Source organism: Pseudoalteromonas sp. SR41-1 (assembly GCF_014164015.1).
GTDB lineage: Bacteria > Pseudomonadota > Gammaproteobacteria > Enterobacterales > Alteromonadaceae > Pseudoalteromonas > Pseudoalteromonas distincta.
Genome location: NZ_JACJEK010000008.1, coordinates 197071 through 212208, shown reverse-complemented (window position 1 = coordinate 212208; position 15138 = coordinate 197071). Strand labels below are relative to the sequence as shown.

Here is a 15138-nt window from a genome sequence, read left to right as displayed (position 1 = left end):
GCAAAAATTACGTTACTTTTTAGTGATTTAATTAACGATTTTTTAAACAACTACTGGTTTTTAATGACCGATACATAAACTGAGATAGAACCGCCGCTTGATGCGATTGCTTCAATTGCGTTGTACATAATCACTACATCGGCATTTTCGCTAAGTTAGCAAATGTACCTATTTTTTGTTGAGTGACCAACGGCCAATTTATTAATTTTAGCTAGTATTAAAAGCTGATTTAAACACCTTATAAAAGTGTGTAAATAACTAAATTAATCAATAATTGGTTTTCTTATAATAAAATGTTGTTACCGCACTATTTCAAACGGTTTTTTATAACCAGTTGTAATTTATAATTTAAATAAAATTAAATCCAAAAAACATACATTTTAAAAACAATTTAGTCTCATTTTATTAAAACAACAGTTGACCCTATTCAAAATATAAACTAGCATTTCTGGAAGCGCTTCCACAAATTCTAGTTAAACAGATCTTTCTGGAAGCGCTTCCACACATTTGACAATGTTTATAACTACACAATAACAGCCCCATACAAGCTGTTAATAATAATGATAAAAGCGCGAGGGAAACCGAATGTCCAACCATATTGTAAGAAAAACAAAGATAGCGACCAGCCTATCTCTGATTTTAGGTGCATCAATCTCTTTGCCTGTATATGCACAAGAAGCAAATACAGACGTTGAAGTAATCCAAGTTACTGGTTTTAAAAGCAGTATTAAAGAGTCGACTCGTTTAAAACGCGACGCCGCTGGTGTTGTAGATGCTATATCAGCTGAAGATATTGGTAAATTCCCCGATACCAACTTAGCCGAGTCGCTACAGCGTATTACGGGTGTGTCGATTGATCGCTCAAATGGTGAAGGCTCTAAAGTAACGGTTCGTGGTTTTGGCCCCGACTACAATATGGTAACCCTAAATGGGCGTACAATGCCGGCGGCATCTTTGCCTGCAGGCGGTGGTACACCCAGCTCTCGTGCTTTTGACTTTGCAAACTTAGCGTCTGATAGCGTTAAATCGGTTGAAGTATATAAAACTGGTAAAGCAAGCATTGCATCAGGTGGTATTGGCGCAACAATTAATATTAATACCGCTCGCCCGCTCGACAATCCAGGCTTTGTTTCAAGCATTGGCGTAAAAGCATTACACGACTCAACAAACCGCGTTGGTGATGACATAACACCTGAGCTTTCGGGCTTAATTAGCTGGACCGACAGTGAAGCTAAATTTGGTGCCTCGTTAACTGCAAGCATGCAACAGCGCGATAGCTCATCAACAGGTGCGTTTGTAAATCAATGGAATACATCAGCTTTTGACGGCACAATCCCACAAGCTGCAGACGATATTGTTTTAACTAATGCACCCGCTGTTGGTCAGCTTTATTCAATGCCATCAGATTTGCGCTACACCATTGCCGACAGAGAACGTACTCGTACAAACGCGCAATTAACGCTGCAATACAGCCCTATTGACGATTTAACAGCCACGCTTGATTACACATATTCTAAGCAAGATTTATTCGAAGCCCGTGCTGAGCAATCAATTTGGATGGATAACTACAAAAGCGCGCTAACATTTGACGACAACACGGTAAAAACCCCTATTTATTACCGAGAAGAACGTCGCGATCAGCAAACACGCGATTTAGGTTTAGCGTTTCAAGAGCTAAACCAAGTTAACCAAAACGATTCTATTGGTTTAAACGTTGAGTACTATTTCAACTCAGAATTAAGCTTTATGTTTGATGCGCACAATTCAAAAGCCACTAGCAAACCAGATGCACCTTACGGCAGCTGGGTAAACGCAGGCTTAGGCGCAAACGTAGTTAACGCACAAGAAGTTGATTTTAGCCGCGAGCTTCCATCAATGAGTATCGATTTTGATGATTGCCGCCGAGACAACCTAAATTGTAATAACACATTAGATGCCTCTGATGTGGGTACGTCTATTTTAGATTCTAACTTTGCCCGCCAAGAATCTGAAATCACAGAATTTAGAATCCATGGTAAATACGAAATTGAAAACGGGGCAATTGACTTTGGTATAGAGTCTCGCTCTATGGAAAGCCATTCACTGCAATCACTTACACGTAATACAATGGGTAACTGGGGTATAGAAAACCCAGGCGAACTACCTGATGGCTACCTAAACCCAACAAACTTTTTAGCTGAGTTTGACGACTACGATACATCGGGCTCGTTCAACCAAGGTTATACTGGCAGCGCATCGCAAATTGGTTACTGGGCAGGTGAAGAATACGGCTTTAACTTTGCAGCCGATGGCGCATTTGCAACTAACCGCACCATTGAAGAAGACATAACCGCTGCGTTTGTGCAATTTACTTACAACGGTTACATTGGCGATATGCCATACAACATTGTTATTGGCGCGCGGCAAGAGTCTACCGACATTACCTCAACGGCTAATATCGATTTACCTAACGCAGTAGCGTGGGAAGGTAATAACGACTTTAATGTTCGTTTTGGCTCGGCTAAAGAAGATTTCACGCTTAAATCTAGCTACGATCACTTTTTACCAAGCTTTGACTTTGACATAGAAGTAATCGAAAACGTGAAAGCGCGTTTTTCTTATAGCACGACAATTGCTCGCCCAACTTACGATAACTTAAGTTCAGCAGCTACTGTTGGTGTACCAGGTGCCCCTACTCTTTTAGCGGGTTCTTCACCGGCTACAGCGTCAACAGGTAACCCTGGTTTAGTGCCGCTTGAATCAGATAATATTGATGTATCGGCTGAGTGGTACTTTGCAGAAACAAGTTATGTGTCGGTAGGTTATTACACTAAAGACATTGAAAACTTTATTGGTTTAACACCAATGACGCAAAACTACTACGGATTACGCGATGCAACAGCGGGTCCTCGCGCACAAGCTGCCATTGCTGAGCTAGAATCTCGCGGACTTGCTCTAACCGATTCAAACTTATTTCAAATGGTTGCCGCAACAGAAAATGGCGTTGATTTTGACTCTATGACCTACGAAGAGTTTGAAGCCGCTTACGATGTAATTGCTAACAGCGATGACCCATTACTAGAATTTACAGCGCAAGTACCTACCAACAATAAAAATGCCACCATTGATGGTTTCGAAATTGCCTTTCAGCACTTTTTTGGTGAAAGCGGTTTTGGTGTGCAAGCAAACTACACCACAGTTAATGGCGACATAGACTTTGATGTAAACGCTGACCCTACTACAACACAATTTGCACTAGTGGGTTTAAGCGATACAGCTAACTTTATTGCAATGTACGAAAACGATGATTTTCAGGCACGTATTGCTTACAACTGGCGTGATAAGTTTTTAAATAGCGCAGCTCGATACGTAAACGAGCCAGGCTTTACTGAAGAATATTATCAAATCGACTTTAATATTGCGTACAACTACAGCGAACAACTATCGTTTTTTGTTGAAGGCCTTAACATTACTGAGCAAAACAGCCGCGAACATGGCCGTACGTCAGCCCAATTGTGGAACTTACAACAGCTAGGTGCACGTTACAATATTGGTATGCGTTACAACTTCTAAAGGTAATACAAAGCAAAGCCGTTAGTTTTTACTAGCGGCTTTTTTGTATTTAAAACAGTATTAATGCTAGTTTAATTGTTATCAACTTTAGGGTGTTAACTCATGACCAAACCAATAACAAAAATAGTCGTTTTAGGTGGTGGCACTGCCGGCTGGCTAAGCGCAGGCTTATTAGCTGCCGAACACCCGCACCTTAATGTAACGTTAGTGGAGTCAGCAAACGTGCCTATATTGGGTGTGGGCGAAGGTACATGGCCGTCAATGCGCAACACGCTGCAGCGCATTGGCATTAAAGAAATTGATTTTATAACCCAGTGCGACGCGTCATTTAAGCAAGGTTCTAAATTTATAAATTGGCGCAACCTCAGTGAGGGAGAAAACTACTACCACCCTTTTATGAATCCACAAGGCTATGAGCAAACCAATTTACACGCCAGCTGGCAACGTATTGCACCTGATCAAAAATTTGCCGACGTTGTTAATATGCAAAGCTTTGTATGCCAAGCAGCACTTGCACCAAAGCAATTACAAACACCCGAATATGCAGCGGTCACCAACTATGGCTATCATTTAGATGCGGGTAAATTTGCTGAGTTTTTAAAAAATCACTGTGTTAAAAATCTAAACGTTACACATATTATTGACGATGTAACCGAGGTTATTAACGACGAACATGGTTATATTGCTTCATTAAAAACAAATAATAATGGCGATATAACAGGTGATTTATTTATAGATTGCTCAGGCTCTCGTGCTCGTTTAATTGATGAGCATTTTAATAATGAGTTTATAGCGCAAGATCATATTTTATTTAATAACAGCGCTGTTGCGGCGCAAATACCTAATGCACACATCAATCAACCAATTGCCTCTGCTACGCTATCTACAGCGCAAAGTAACGGCTGGATTTGGGATATAGCCCTACCAACGCGCCGTGGTACAGGTTATGTATTTAGCAGTAAATATCAAAGTGATGAAAGCGCAACAAATACTCTAAAAAGCTACATAGCTAAAACTACCAGTGAGCAACAAGCTGAGCAACTTAACTACCGCGTATTAAAATTCAGCCCTGGTTACAGGCAAAAATTTTGGATTAAAAACTGTGTTGCCGTGGGTATGTCTGCTGGCTTTTTAGAGCCGCTTGAAGCGTCAGCTCTTGCTATGGTTGAGCTTTCAATTAGCATGATAAGCGAGCAACTCCCGCAAAACCGCACCCACATGAGCCAGCTTGAAACGCGTTTTAATGAGCGTTTTAGCACTCGTTGGCAGCGCGTTATTGAGTTTTTAAAACTTCATTATGTGCTAAGCGAGCGCGACGACACTCCTTATTGGCAAGATATTAGTAATTTAAATACCGCGCCCGAGCGCCTGCAAAACTTACTTAAACTTTGGCAATTTCAGCCCCCTAGCCGCTTTGATTTTATTGAAAACGAAGAAGTGTTTTCATCAAGTAGTTACCAATACGTTTTATATGGCATGGGCTTTGATACACAAACAGTATCTGCACAAAATACATTTAACGACCCACGCGCTGGGGATTACTATTATCAGCAAAATCGCGAAAAAATAGCGCAGTGCTTAAATGGACTGCCAAGTAATCGCGCGCTTTTAAATCATCTTTTATCAAATAATGGGCAGCCACATAATGACTAAAACAAACGCTGTTAAAAACGTAGTAATTGCTGGGGGCGGCACTGCAGGTTGGATGGCTGCAGCAGCACTTGCTAAATTAGTTGGCAACAATATAAACATAACCCTTGTTGAATCTGACGATATTGGCACTGTGGGTGTTGGTGAGGCAACAATTCCGCCTATTCGTACATTTCATAAATTGCTGGGTATAAACGAGCAAGCATTTATGAAAGCCACTCAAGCCAGTTTTAAATTAGGTATTAGCTTTGAAAACTGGGGCGATGAAAACACGCATTATATTCACTCATTTGGCGCAACGGGCAAAGAATGTTGGGCGGGTGAATTTCATCACTTTTGGCTGCAAGGAAAAGCACTTGGAATAAACAACCCATTTGGCGATTACTGCTACGAGCTGCAAGCGGCTAAAGCCGGTAAATTTGCGTTTAATCAGCAAAACCCCATTAACTATGCCTACCATATGGATGCCACGCGTTACGCGCAGTTTTTACGTGAATTTTCAGAGCCGTTAGGTGTAAAACGTATTGAAGGTAAAATACAAAAAGTAGTAAAAAACACTAAAACAGGCCATATAGAGTCATTAACTTTAAATAGTGGCGAGTATATTAATGGCGACTTTTTTATTGATTGCACCGGCTTTAGAGGCTTATTAATAGAGCAAGCATTGCATACTGGCTACGAAGACTGGTCGCACTTATTACCGTGTAACAGCGCCATTGCCGTGCAAACAAAATCCACCAGCGATACCGTATTGCCACTTACCCGATCTATTGCGCACAAAAGCGGCTGGCAGTGGCGTATACCGCTGCAAAACCGTGTAGGTAACGGATTAGTATATTGCAGCCAATATATGGATGACGAACAAGCCAAAGCGCTACTATTAAATAACATTGAAGGTGAGGCTATTACAGAGCCGCGTATTATTAAATTTAAAACAGGGCGGCGCTTAAAAGGCTGGAACAAAAACTGCCTAGCACTTGGCCTTGCTAGCGGTTTTGTAGAGCCACTTGAGTCCACCAGCATTCACTTAATTATGTCGGGCATTATTCGCTTTATGCGTTTATTTCCGTTTAATGGCATTACCAATCACGCCATTGACGAATACAACAAACAGCTTAAAAGTGAAATAGAAAATATTCGCGACTTTATTGTGCTGCACTACAAAGTAACTAATCGCGATGACAGTGAGTTTTGGCAACACTGTAGCGCGATGGAGGTGCCAAAAACACTTCAACATAAAATTGATTTGTTTAAACAAACCGGCCGTGTATTTTTAGACGATGGCGACATTTTTAGAGTCGACTCGTGGGTGCAAGTAATGCTTGGTCAAGGTATTGAGCCTAATCAACATCACTTAATAGCCAGCATGATGAGCGATGAAGAACTCACCCGTTTTTTACACGGTATTAAACAGCAAATAGAACAGCGCGTTAGCCAATTACCGCCTCATCATGAGTTTTTAAAACAATATTGCCCAGCATAAATATCCTCTTAAAAAAAAAGCCCTTTAAGAAAGGGCTTTGAGACAACACACTATAAACACTTTACTATTCACACTTAACCATGGCACTTTTAGCGCTTTGTGGCTCAAAGCTAATATCTGAAACTGAAACGCTAAGCTCTCCTGCTGTTTTAATAATAAAAGGGCTGGTTACTCTGGCAAAATCAACGCCCTTTTTAGCAAAACAGGTTAAATCTATACTCATGGTTTGCCATGTATTTAAATCAGCATTTTCAAGCTCATTGGTAATATCAAGCTCGCCACCACAACCTTGTTCGCACTTCATTGCAAGGTATGTATGTGAGCTAGGTATTTGGTTTACTTTATAGCTAAAACTAAGGGCCGAATTTGCTTCAATGTAGGCCACTTTGTCTTCGGTAAAGTTACTATTAATTTCGATGTAGCTGGATGCAGTGCCATCAAAGTTAAATTGCATCGCATCTTCTTGAATCGCTTTGTCTTCAGTGCGATAAGTAATGCCACCGAGCTTTACACTGTTACTTGCTACTTGGTGCTGCTCGCTGTATGAATTTAAAAACAAACGCCACGGCGTTTTAAAACTGCCATTAAATATAGACAACGGCGCAAGGTTACTAATATCAACACCTGAGTCTTCATTTAGATTATTGGCAAGCGTACTTTCATCTTTATATGTTAAACCAAAGCCATAGGGTAATAATGGTGAGTAATCAGCATCGCCCTTATTTACTGCGGTTTGTAGTGGCGATTTAGGCCATGAGAAAGACAATTTACCTTTAAAGTCGTACTGTACCTGCCCACTTGCATCCGCTAATAAAACATCTGCAATGCCTTGTCCTTCAGTGCCAGGAAGCCATGCTGCTACAAATGCATCTGACGCGTTTAGCTCGCTGTTAACCCACATTGGTCTGCCCGATATAAACACAGAAACAACCGGTATATTTTGCTGCTTTAATGTTTTTAATATTTTAAGAGAGCGTTTATTGTTACGTTCAAACTCAAGGTTGTCTTTATCGCCATGTCCCTCTGCGTATGGTTCTTCACCGAATACAACAATGGCTACATCGGGCTTAGTATTAAATTCACCCGTTGGGCTTAAAATAGCGTTACCGCCAGCAGCCTCTATTTGCGCTTTTAACCCCGCATAAATAGACGTTGCTCCAGGAAAATCTGCATTTTGATTATTAGTTCCCTGCCACGTAATACTCCAACCACCCGATTGCTTGCCTATGTTGTCTGCCGCATCGCCTGCAATTAATATGTTGCTTGATGGGTTAAGCGGTAATAAATGGTTGTTGTTTTTAAGCAGTACTAGCGACTCTTGTACCGCTTGGCGGGCAATATCGCGATGTGCTGGCGCACCTATTAGTTCTAATTTACCTGAATATTTTCGATTTGCGGGACTTGGTTTATCAAATAAACCTGCACGTAATTTAACGCGTAAAATACGTACTACGGCGTCATCTATTCGCGCCATTGTTATTGTGCCCGCTTTTACTTGTTTAATTGTATTTTCATAAAGTGGCTTCCAAGCACCCGTTGGCACCATAAAAATATCAAGCCCCGCATTAACAGCCTGTGGGCAACTTTCATTTGTACAGCCTGCAACTTGTCCGTGTCCGTTCCAATCTCCTACAACAAAGCCATCAAAACCCATTTTTGTTTTTAATACATCGGTAAGTAAGTATTTGTTGCCGTGATTTTTTTTACCATTCCAGCTATTAAACGATGCCATAACCGACTGACTACCTGCGGTTAAGCCACCTATATAACCTTGCGCATGAATGTTATATAACACCTCTTCGCTATCAATGTTATCGCCTTGATCGTCACCATCTACTGTCCCGCCATCGCCTAAAAAGTGCTTAACGGTACTAATTACGCGTTTGTCACTTAAAAAGTCTTCATCGGCTCTGCCTTGCAATCCGTTTACAATTGCGGCTGAATACTCACGTACAATTGCAGGGTCTTCTGAGTAGCCTTCGTACGTTCTGCCCCATCGGTCGTCGCGCACCACCGCAACAGTCGGTGCAAACACCCAATCTATGCCTGTTGCCATTACCTCTATTGCAGTAGCTGCTGCAATGCGCTCAATTAATGCGGGGTTATTAGCAGCACCTAAACCAATATTGTGCGGAAATAACGTCGCTCCAATCACATTATTATGGCCATGTACTGCATCAGTGCCCCACATGGTTGGAATTTTACTGCCATCAATTGAGTCATCAACCGAGGCTTGGTACATGCTCTCAGCAAGCGTAATCCAATCTGCAGGCGTTGCATGCTTATTAGCATTTGGGAACGAGCCACCGCCATTTAAATACGAACCAAAACCGTATTTGCGCATATCTTCAACACTAATATCGCGAATTTCAGGTTGGATCATTTGCGCTACTTTTTGCTCAAGCGTCATTGTTTTTAAATACTGTGCAATTGTATTTTCAATTTCGGGCGTTTTAACTACCTTGCTTTTAAGCGTTGGCCAAAATGATAAATTACCTTGCTCATGCTCAGCCTTTTTGGCTAAGGCGCCTTGGCTATTATTTGCGTTAATCTCTTGTTTGTTACACCCACTTAAAACGCACAATCCTCCAATTAAAATGGGGAGCATGTGTAACCTGTTAGTGTTTAAGCTTTTTTTCATTTTTATAGCCCTGTGTTGTGTCAGTGTGATTTTGTGAGCGCCTATTTGTTATTTAAATTTAACTATTGACCTGTTTAACAATAGCCACTAACCTAAATATGGAAGCGCTTCCTTAAAGTTATTAAATACCATACTTAGTGATTAATCAAATTAAATATGGAAGCGCTTCCAATAATGAATTTAATATACGCTCTATACAAAGCAAACTTTACCAAAAAAGAAGCAGAGGTTTTCTCTTAATGAAACAATTATCTTTACCTAGTGGCTCACCACTTTTAGCCAAAAATTTTACTTATGGTGTAGCTACGGCCTCATTTCAAATTGAAGGCGGCGCAGCTGATCGCTTGCCATGTATTTGGGATACCTTTTGCAGTAAAGAAGGCAAAATAGTCGATAATTCAAATGGCGATGTAGCCTGCGAGCACTACACTCGCTGGAAAGACGATATAAACTTAATTGAATCATTAGGTGTAGACGCTTACAGACTTTCTATTTCGTGGCCGCGCGTAATGACTAAAAGCGGTCACTTAAACCCGACAGGCGTTAAGTTTTATACCGACATTTTAGATGAATTAAAACGCCGTAACATTAAAGCTTTTGTAACGCTATATCACTGGGATTTACCACAACATATTGAAGATGAAGGTGGCTGGCTAAACCGTAACACCGCTTACGAATTTGCACATTACACAGATTTAATTACCAAAGCTTTTGGGGAAAGTGTGCACTCTTACGCCACCTTAAACGAGCCTTTTTGCAGCTCTTACTTAGGTTACGAAATAGGCGTACATGCACCTGGCATAGTAGGTCGCGAATTTGGTCGTAAAGCCGCGCACCACTTATTACTGGGTCACGGTTTGGCTATGCAAGTACTTGCTAAAAATAGCCCAAATACGCTAAACGGTATTGTACTTAACTTTACGCCTTGTTACTCAGTTACCCAAAGTGAAGACGATTTAAAAGCCACTGCATTTGCTGATGACTATATAAACCAATGGTACATGCAGCCTGTAATGCAAGGTAAATACCCTGATATTATTAAGCAATTACCTAAAGCCCATCGCCCAGATATTTTAGATGGCGACATGGAAATAATTGCTCAACCGCTAGATTACCTAGGGGTTAACTTTTATACCCGCATGCATTATCAAGCAAGCGAAACCGACTTTTACCATGAGCTGCCACATAAAGCGCCAATGACCGATATAGGCTGGGAAATTTATCCTAAAGCGCTGACAGAATTACTTGTATCGTTAAACGAAAAGTACACCCTACCGCCTATTTATATTACCGAAAACGGCGCAGCCATGGCTGACGAATTTAAAGACGGTGAAATCAAAGATAACGACCGTATTGAATATTACCACGAGCATTTAAATGCCCTGCATAACGCAACCGAGCAAGGCGTAAAAGTAGATGGTTACTTTGCGTGGAGCCTAATGGATAACTTTGAATGGGCAGAAGGATATTTAAAGCGCTTTGGAATAGTACACGTAGACTACAACACACAAAAACGAACTGTAAAAGCCAGCGGTAAAGCGTACAGTAACCTAATAACTAGCCGATAATTTATCGGCTTATAACAATAAGAACACACACTGTGAACAAACTCCCTTTATACGAAAAAGTAGGTTACGCCATGGGCGATGCCGGCGCTAACTTAGTATGGCGCGGCGCACTTGCTTATTTAGCGGTGTTTTACACCGATACATTTGGCATATCGGCAGCCGCCGCTGCCATGTTATTTTTGGTTGTAAGGCTATCAGATGGCGTAACCGACATTATTATGGGTATGATTGCCGACAGAACGCAGTCGCGCTTTGGTAAATTTCGCCCATGGATACTCTACTCGGCACCATTTTTGGGCTTGTTTATGGTGTTGTGTTTTACTACACCCGACTTTAGCACCACCAACAAACTTATTTATGCCTACGTAACCTACATAGGTTTAACGCTTGCTTACACCGTAAGTAATGTGCCCTACTCGGCACTTATGGGCGTAATGACACCAGACGATACAGAGCGCACAAAGCTCTCTGGTTTTAGGTTTGCAGGTGCGTTTACTGGTGGCTTATTGGTTATGGGTTTTTTACCTGAGCTAGTGGCATTTTTTGGTGGCGGCGACCATGCCAAAGGCTATCAGCTTACTATGTACTTATTTGCCAGCTTACTTATTATTTTAATGATTATAACGTTTGCGACCACCAAAGAGCGTGTAACACCGCACGCCTCAAATGAAGGGAATTTAAAATCAGAGTTGTTTGATTTAACCAAAAGCCTGCCATTTATAATCCTACCTTTGCTTGCTACCACCCTGTTTTTTTATTACCGTGATTTATACAGCGGCGTATTTTTTGCCCTTGTTATGGCTGCAATGACATTCGTTATTAAAAAATTACTCAATAAAGATAAGCAAAGCTTAACGGGCTCACAGCGCGATATGGTTGTTCTTCTGACCAACAAACCTTGGTTGGTGTTACTCGGCATTGGTTTTTTAACTATGATGTTTAATGGCATAAAATACGGTGTAATTGCGTACTACTTTAAGTACCACGTAGCCAATGAACTCATGGCTGGGCAATACTTTATTGCTTTGTTGGTTGTATCTATATTTGGCGCACTTGCCACAGGTAAACTGGCCGAAATTATGGGTAAACGAAACCTATTTATAGCATCATTAATGCTAAGCGGCATACTCACTACTGCATTTTACTGGGTACCTAGTGATAACCTTATTGCTGTATTTACCTTTGGTTGCGCTGCTGAATTTTTTGCCGCGATGATGCCAACATTATTTTTTAGTATGCTTGGTGATTCAGCCGATTATTCAGAGTGGAAAAACAAACGCCGCGCTACAGGCCTTATTTATTCTGCGGGTACATTTGTGCAAAAAACCGGTGGTGGTTTTGCCGGTGCATTAGTATTGGTGGTACTTGCAGGCTACGGCTATAACGGTATGGATGAGCTAACAATTACACAAGCCCTACCTGGTATGCAGCTACTTATGAGCTGGATACCTGCCGCATTTGCTTTTTTAGGCGCCGCATTGATGCTTATTTATCCGCTTACCTCAGCGATGACGCAAAAAATAACAGAAGACTTAGCAATTAGACGCAGTAATGTGTAAATTAACTTTTAATGACCCTTTGCACTTTATATTTTTTATAAAGTGCGAGTAAAAATACATATAAGCTAGGACATCAATGGCGACAATTTATCAAGTATCAGAAATGGCAGGTGTGTCTTTATCAACTGTTTCAAGGGTGCTTAACGACAACGACTACGTAAGCAAAAAAACTAAAAAAAAGGTATTAGAAGCAATGAAAGAGCTAGGCTATCAGCCAAGTTCTATTGCTCGCTCTTTGGCGTCTAGCACTACAAACAGCGTCGGTATTTTAGTTTCTGAGTTGGATGGTCCGTTTTTTGGTCAAATGATGTCAGCCATTGAAGAGCACCTTCGTATTGCAGGTAAACACGTTATTATTACCCCTGGGCACAGTGACGAGAAAAAAGAAAAAAGCGGCTTTGAGTTTTTAATAGGCCGTAATTGCGACGCTATTATTGCCCACGTAGAAGCAGTATCAAACGAGTATCTAATTGAGTTAAGTAAAGGCAAAACCCCTATTTACTTAATGAGCCGCTACGTTAAAGAAATTGAAGAAAACTGCATTAGCCTCGACAACGTAATGGGCGGCTACTTAGCCACTAAAGCCATGATCAACAAAGGTCATAAAAACATTGCGTACATAGCAGGCCCGCAGTTTAAAGAAGACGCGTCAAATCGTTTAAAAGGTCACAAACAAGCTCTGGCAGAATACAACCTAACCTTTGACGAAATCTTATTTTACATAGGCGACTTTAAAGAAACCGGCGGCAGCGACGGCTTAAGGCATTTTATTCAAAATAAAGCGCAAATAACCGCCCTTGTATGTGCCAATGACGAAATGGCATCGGGTGCTATGAAATACGCCCGCGAACACGGTTTTAATCTACCAAAAGATTTAGCCATTATTGGGTTCGATAACGTAATTTTTACCAATTACCTCTACCCAACACTGACTACAATAGATAACCCAGTTCCCGAAATGGGCCGAGCTGCGGCTAACTTAGTACTTAAAGACATTTATAAAAAAAGCGGCATAACAGTAAAGCACGTGTTTCAGCCAAAGCTTATTTTAAGAGACTCAACACCCGATATTAATTAACTTTAAATCTAGTTTAAATCTAGTTTAAATCTAGTTTAAATCTAAATTATGTAACTCGTTACGCACCCACTGCGTATCCAAATATTGCTCTACGTGCTGCTGCGCAAACTTTAAAAAGTGACGTGCAGCATGCGATATGTGCCTATCTGCTTGCATTACAAAAACCTATTCAGACATAAATGCTCACAAATATAAAACAATATCTACATAAAAACACTACAATAAAAAGCATAATAGATCCGATAATTTACCAAAAAGATCGTTTTAAATTTATTTATATTATTTAATAAAATATCACTTTACTTATTTTTAATTTGGCTCTAAATTCGCGCAAATTTTATTATTAAAGTAACCTCTCAAACTTTAAAACAGTGGTTATTTACCTTGATGAGTCGATAAACACAAATGGCCGAATCAGCCGCCACAAGCACCTCTAATAACCCTTTAGCACCCGTTATCGGGCTGTCATTTTTTGCTATCGCATCCGGCTTTTTAATGAGCCTTATTCCGCTGTCGTTACCCGCATTTAAACTCGATGAAAACCTAGCGCCTTGGCTTGCGAGCATTTTTTACTTTGGCTTACTTATTGGCGCCACCACAATAGAGCGCATTGTGGTAAAAATTGGTCATCGCTTCGCATTTATATTATTTTTAAGCCTATTAATAGCAAGCGTGCTTGCACAACTTGCACTGCCAAATACCGTTAACTGGTTAATTGCACGATTTGTAGCAGGTGTTGCTGTTGCCGGTGTGTTTGTCGTTGTTGAGTCTTGGTTATTAATGACCAACACAGCAAAGTCGCGTGCTAAACGTTTGGGTTTATACATGACCTCACTTTATGGGGGCAGCGCGGTTGGTCAACTTGCTATAGGGCCGCTTGGCACCGAAGGTTCAACGCCTTATTTATTTGTAGCCTCGTTATTATTTTTAGCTATTTTAGCCCCTTTATTAATAACCAAAGGTCAGCCCGAAAAACAGCACCTTGAAAAACTACCACTAAAAGAAATAAAAACATTAAGCCACCCAGCTATGCTCGGATGCTTAGCATCGGGCTTATTACTGGGCCCTATTTACGGCTTAATGCCGGTGTATATTGCAGCACAAGCTGATCAAGCTCAGTACACAGGAACACTTATGGCGGTTATTATCTTAGGCGGCATGGTCGTGCAGCCGCTTGTGAGTTACTTATCTACTCGGCTTGAAAAAAGCTTATTGATGGGTATGTTTTGTTTAGCAGGCGCAGCCGGTGCTGTGGGTATACTACAAGCAAACACTTTAGCAGGATTAATAGTAAGCTACTTAATACTAGGCGCATGCAGCTTTGCACTTTACCCGATTGCTATAACACTTGCGTGCGACTCATTGCCAATGGCAAAAATAGTATCGGCAACTGAGGTAATGCTTTTGAGTTACAGTATTGGTTCGGTATTTGGTCCTATGCTTGCTGCAAATTTATCTGATGCACCCAATGGTATTGTGTTTTATTTAGCAGGCTGTTTAATCACGACCTGTATTTATATGTTTATTAAAAGCATTAAAAATATTCGCGCGGGTAAAACCCCAGTTGCAGGCTAATTTTTAGCTTAAATACACGCTTGTTTATTAAC

At 40.9% G+C, this 15138-nt stretch carries 8 protein-coding genes and 1 pseudogene; 7 read left to right on the top strand and 2 right to left on the bottom strand.

Annotated features, from left to right (window positions below; genetic code table 11):
• Positions 1-585: 585 nt before the first annotated feature.
• The 3 genes from H5118_RS09295 (at position 586) to H5118_RS09285 (ending at position 6685) form a co-directional block, all read left to right on the top strand.
• Positions 586-3552, top strand: a complete 2967-nt coding sequence (locus tag H5118_RS09295; protein ID WP_182748627.1) for a TonB-dependent receptor — start codon at positions 586-588, stop codon at positions 3550-3552.
• Between the two features lie 102 nt (positions 3553-3654).
• Entirely contained in the window at positions 3655-5205 is a 1551-nt protein-coding gene (locus tag H5118_RS09290) for a tryptophan halogenase family protein (protein WP_024603217.1), read from the top strand.
• Entirely contained in the window at positions 5198-6685 is a 1488-nt protein-coding gene (locus H5118_RS09285; RefSeq protein ID WP_170070714.1) for a tryptophan halogenase family protein, read from the top strand. Before H5118_RS09290 ends, H5118_RS09285 begins: the two co-directional genes overlap by 8 nt.
• Before the next feature lie 64 nt (positions 6686-6749).
• Here H5118_RS09285 and H5118_RS09280 read toward each other — a convergent pair whose 3' ends face one another.
• A complete protein-coding gene (locus H5118_RS09280; protein WP_182748625.1) occupies positions 6750-9326 on the bottom strand; it encodes an exo 1,3/1,4-beta-D-glucan glucohydrolase in 2577 nt (858 codons plus the stop codon).
• A gap of 239 nt (positions 9327-9565) precedes the next feature.
• On the opposite strand from H5118_RS09280, the gene H5118_RS09275 reads away from it, so the two are divergent.
• The 3 genes from H5118_RS09275 (at position 9566) to H5118_RS09265 (ending at position 13531) form a co-directional block, all read left to right on the top strand.
• Complete coding sequence (locus H5118_RS09275; RefSeq protein WP_182748623.1) at positions 9566-10894, top strand: GH1 family beta-glucosidase; 1329 nt, start codon at positions 9566-9568, stop codon at positions 10892-10894.
• A gap of 32 nt (positions 10895-10926) precedes the next feature.
• Complete coding sequence (locus H5118_RS09270) at positions 10927-12453, top strand: MFS transporter (RefSeq protein ID WP_182748621.1); 1527 nt, start codon at positions 10927-10929, stop codon at positions 12451-12453.
• Positions 12454-12529: 76 nt separating this feature from the next.
• A complete protein-coding gene (locus H5118_RS09265) occupies positions 12530-13531 on the top strand; it encodes a LacI family DNA-binding transcriptional regulator (protein ID WP_182748619.1) in 1002 nt (333 codons plus the stop codon).
• Positions 13532-13561: 30 nt separating this feature from the next.
• Here the strand turns inward: H5118_RS09265 and H5118_RS09260 are convergent.
• Positions 13562-13693, bottom strand: a pseudogene (locus H5118_RS09260) (LysR family transcriptional regulator); the annotation flags it as partial.
• Positions 13694-13936: 243 nt separating this feature from the next.
• On the opposite strand from H5118_RS09260, the gene H5118_RS09255 reads away from it, so the two are divergent.
• Complete coding sequence (locus tag H5118_RS09255) at positions 13937-15106, top strand: MFS transporter (RefSeq protein WP_182748617.1); 1170 nt, start codon at positions 13937-13939, stop codon at positions 15104-15106.
• Positions 15107-15138: the final 32 nt, after the last annotated feature.